This window comes from Exiguobacterium sp. A1_3_1 (genome assembly GCF_048985645.1).
Lineage (GTDB): Bacteria > Bacillota > Bacilli > Exiguobacteriales > Exiguobacteriaceae > Exiguobacterium_A > Exiguobacterium_A indicum.
Genome location: NZ_WBYY01000220.1, coordinates 1 through 4402 on the forward strand (window position 1 = coordinate 1; position 4402 = coordinate 4402).

Genomic DNA, 4402 nt, shown 5'->3' on the forward strand with positions numbered 1-4402 from the left:
AGGACGTTGCCAGGCACTTGACCGATCTGCAGATTGCAGGTCGGTCTTTTTGTGTTTTCTAAAAAGCCTTATCAGTTGCATTTCTTTTTTTAGATGATTACTATTAAATCAAACAATAGTCAAAGATGGTCAGAGAGGTGGTGCCAATGCAAAACATCACAGATATCATCGAAGCCTATTTAAAGCAAATTTTACACGACGAAAAGACGATTGAAATCAAACGTCAAGAAATTGCACAGCGTTTTGACTGTGTTCCATCACAAATCAACTACGTCATCAATACTCGTTTTACAGTCGAAAAGGGTTATTTTGTTGAAAGTAAACGGGGTGGCGGTGGATACATTCGAATTCAAAAAATCGTTGTGCTCGATAGTCACGATCTATTAGACGAAGTCAGTTCATGGATCGGTGATCATTTGACGGAACAAGCTGCAGAAGATTATTTGATTCGTTTGATGAACGAACAATTACTGACGCGGCGGGAAGCTATTTTGATTCAATCGCTGTTGCAAAAAGAGAGTTTGCCAATGGCGGTCGAAGATCAACACCGGATGCGTGCCCACTTGATGCGGACGCTTCTTCAAACCATGAAGCGACTCTAGTCGTCGGACATTGGAGGAATGCACGATGCGTTGTCAACGATGTGGCGAACGAGAAGCAATCGTCCGTGTCAAACTTCCACAAGAATCGGAAACCGATGAAAAATTCTTATGCTCGGTTTGTGTGCGGGAGTTAGCACGTGAATATCAAGGGACGGCGTGTCCGTCTTGCGGTATGACCCGTCAACAATTGCTTCATCTTCGTAAAGTCGGTTGCCCGACTTGTTATTCATTTTTTAAAGACGAAGTCGACGGTATGGTTCGTCAGTTCCAACACGGTCATACGCAACATTATGGCTCACGACCTGATGAGGAATCCGTTGAAAAACGATTGAACCAGCAGCTCAGTCGACTCAAAGAACAGCTCAACCGCAAAATCTTAGCAGAAGATTATGAAGAAGCAGAAGTCATAAAACAACAGATTGAGAGTGTCGAGGAGGATTTGCGTCATGTTTGAAGAGTTGCTCCAACACCCTTTAAGCGAATCGATGAATCAATCTTCTCCTTTTGACGACATCGTCGTTTCGACACGGATCCGATTGGCGCGTAATACGACACGTTACCCGTTCTCAACGATGTTGTCAGAAGCACAAGCCAATGCACTCATTGAAGAGACAGAACGCCAACTAAACGGGATGAAAGGGTTCCGGTTTGGTCGCGTCGATCAAGCAGATGTCCTGACGCGAACCGCTTTAGTAGAAAAGCATCTAATCAGTCCAGCGTTAGCGAGTCATCCGCGGACAGGACTCTTCATTAGTGAGGATGAGCAGATCAGTGTCATGGTAAACGAAGAGGATCATTTCCGAATCCAGACGTTATTACCGGGACTTCAACTTGAAGAAGCGTTTCGGATCGCAAAACAAGTCGATCGCTTGATCAGTGAACGATTTAAAATTGCTTTTGATGACACGCTCGGTTATTTAACGACGTGTCCGAGTAACGTCGGAACAGGTCTTCGTGCTTCCGTGATGTTGCACTTACCGGGACTGGTCCTGACGAATCAGATTCAAGGCTATATCAAACACTTACGACAGCTCGGATTCGCGATTCGTGGGCGTTACGGCGAGGGAAGCGATGCCTCTGGTCGCATGTTCCAACTTTCGAACCAACGGACGCTTGGGGCAAGTGAGGATATGCTGATCACGGACTATCAATTTGCCGTCGAAGCATTAATTGAAGCAGAACAGGCAGCACGAAAAGGATTATTGGAGATGTATCAAGAAGAACTAGAGGACAGACTATATCGTTCCTACGGTATCCTGACATCAGCTCGACTGATTACAGCGCGGGAAGCAACGGAACGACTATCGGATGTTCGCTTAGCAGACAGTCTGGGACTAGAGGTCAATCTTCCTCCAAATCTTTTTCATCAACTGCTCGTTTCATTACAAACAGGTTTTCTACAAAAGCATTTCGGGAAACAATTAACATCTAGAGAACGGGACATCGAACGGGCGAAACGAATCCGGACGATGTTAACCGAACAGACAAACAGGGATCACACACAAGGAGGTTTTGCATAATGATGTTTGGACGATTCACAGAACGTGCACAACGTGTATTGGCACTTGCTCAAGAAGAGGCAGTACGGTTGGGGCACCACAATATCGGAACAGAACACATTTTACTCGGACTTGTACGTGAAGGAGACGGAATCGCTGCGAAAGCCTTAACAGCACTCGGTCTCAGTTCAGATAAAATTCAGATGGAAGTCGAAGCATTAATCGGTCGCGGACAAGATGGTGCAACGACGATTCACTATACACCACGTGCGAAAAAAGTCATCGAGTTATCAATGGATGAGGCACGTAAACTAGGTCACTCTTACGTTGGAACAGAACACCTCTTGCTCGGATTGATTAGAGAAGGAGAGGGCGTTGCTGCTCGTGTCTTGAATAACTTGGGTATCAGTCTTTCAAAAGCCCGTCAGCAAGTACTCCAGTTGCTCGGGAACAGCGAAACGACAGCAAACGCGTCGCAAGCAGGTTCAGGTGTCGCAACACCAACACTTGATGGTCTTGCTCGTGATTTGACACAACAAGCGCGCGAAACACGTCTTGATCCAGTTATCGGTCGTGCGAAAGAAATTCAACGTGTCATCGAAGTCTTGAGCCGCCGGACGAAAAATAACCCGGTCTTGATCGGGGAACCAGGGGTCGGTAAAACGGCTGTCGTCGAAGGTCTCGCTCAACAAATCATCAACAATGAAGTACCGGAGACGTTACGCAATAAACGTGTTATGGTACTCGACATGGGGACACTTGTCGCTGGTACGAAATACCGTGGTGAATTCGAAGATCGTTTGAAAAAGGTCATGGATGAGATTCGTCAAGCGGGGAACATCATTCTCTTCATTGATGAGTTGCATACATTGATCGGAGCGGGTGGAGCAGAAGGTGCGATCGATGCATCGAACATCCTTAAACCATCGCTCGCACGAGGCGAACTCCAGTGTATCGGAGCAACGACTCTTGATGAGTACCGGAAATACATCGAAAAAGATGCGGCACTCGAACGTCGTTTCCAACCGATCCAAGTCGCAGAGCCAACAACGGATGAAGCAACACAAATCCTATTTGGTCTTCGCGATCGTTATGAAGCACACCACCGTGTGACGATCACAGACGAAGCGATTCAAGAAGCCGTCACCTTGTCGGATCGATACATTTCGGATCGTTTCCTTCCGGATAAAGCGATCGATTTGATTGATGAAGCAGCATCGAAAGTTCGGTTGCGTTCATACACAGCACCACCGAACTTAAAAGAAGTCGAAGCAAAACTCGAAGGCATCCGCAAGGACAAGGACGAAGCGGTCCAAAGCCAAGAGTTCGAAAAAGCAGCAAGCCTCCGCGATACGGAACAAAAATTACGCGATGAGCTTGAGCGTTTGAAAGAGGAATGGCAGAATAAACAAGGCAACGAAAAACTTGAAGTCACAAAAGATGACATCGCACAAGTCGTTGCCAACTGGACAGGTGTACCGGTCACGAAGATCGCGGAAGAAGAGACGGATCGTCTCCTTCGCCTCGAAGAAATCCTTCACGATCGTGTCATCGGACAAAATGAAGCCGTTAAATCAATTTCAAAAGCCATCCGTCGGGCACGTGCTGGACTGAAAGATCCAAAACGTCCGATTGGTTCGTTCATCTTCCTCGGTCCTACTGGGGTTGGTAAAACAGAACTCGCCCGTGCGGTTGCCGAAGCGATGTTCGGAGATGAGGATGCGATCATCCGGATCGACATGTCAGAGTACATGGAGAAACATGCAACGAGCCGTCTCGTCGGTTCACCTCCAGGATATGTCGGTTACGAAGAAGGCGGTCAATTAACGGAAAAAGTTCGCCGGAAACCATACTCAGTCATCTTACTTGATGAAATCGAGAAGGCGCACCCGGAAGTCTTCAACATTCTCTTGCAAGTACTTGATGATGGACGCTTAACAGACTCGAAAGGTCGGACGGTTGATTTCCGTAACACGATCATCGTCATGACATCGAACGTCGGTGCAAGTGCCCTTAAACGTAATAAATATGTCGGATTCGCTGTTTCTGAAGATACGGATCGCGAATACAAAGACATGAAAGATAAAGTCATGGAAGAACTCAAACGGGCGTTCCGTCCAGAGTTCTTGAACCGAATTGATGAAACGATCGTCTTCCACTCACTCGAGAAACAACACATCGAAGAGATTGTGAAGTTGATGGCGAAAACCCTTGAAAAACGTTTGGCTGAACAGGAAATTCATTTCGAATTGACACCAGCTGCCCTCTCGAAGATTGCCGATATCGGATACGATCCAGAGT

4 protein-coding genes are annotated in these 4402 nt (G+C 46.7%); all 4 read left to right on the forward strand.

From position 1 onward, the window contains the following. The first annotated feature begins 146 nt into the window (after positions 1-146). Positions 147-602, forward strand: coding sequence for a CtsR family transcriptional regulator (locus tag F8N00_RS16460; protein ID WP_023466578.1), 456 nt, complete (start codon positions 147-149; stop codon positions 600-602). 25 nt (positions 603-627) lie between these two features. Continuing rightward, on the forward strand, positions 628-1056 hold the full coding sequence (locus F8N00_RS16465; protein ID WP_023466580.1) for a hypothetical protein: 429 nt from the start codon (positions 628-630) through the stop codon (positions 1054-1056). Further along, complete coding sequence (locus F8N00_RS16470) at positions 1049-2122, forward strand: ATP--guanido phosphotransferase (RefSeq protein WP_023466586.1); 1074 nt, start codon at positions 1049-1051, stop codon at positions 2120-2122. Before F8N00_RS16465 ends, F8N00_RS16470 begins: the two co-directional genes overlap by 8 nt. Continuing rightward, positions 2122-4402 (forward strand): ATP-dependent Clp protease ATP-binding subunit (locus tag F8N00_RS16475; protein ID WP_421018598.1); only part of this gene is annotated, 2281 nt, incomplete at its 3' end. The genes F8N00_RS16470 and F8N00_RS16475, both read left to right, overlap by 1 nt.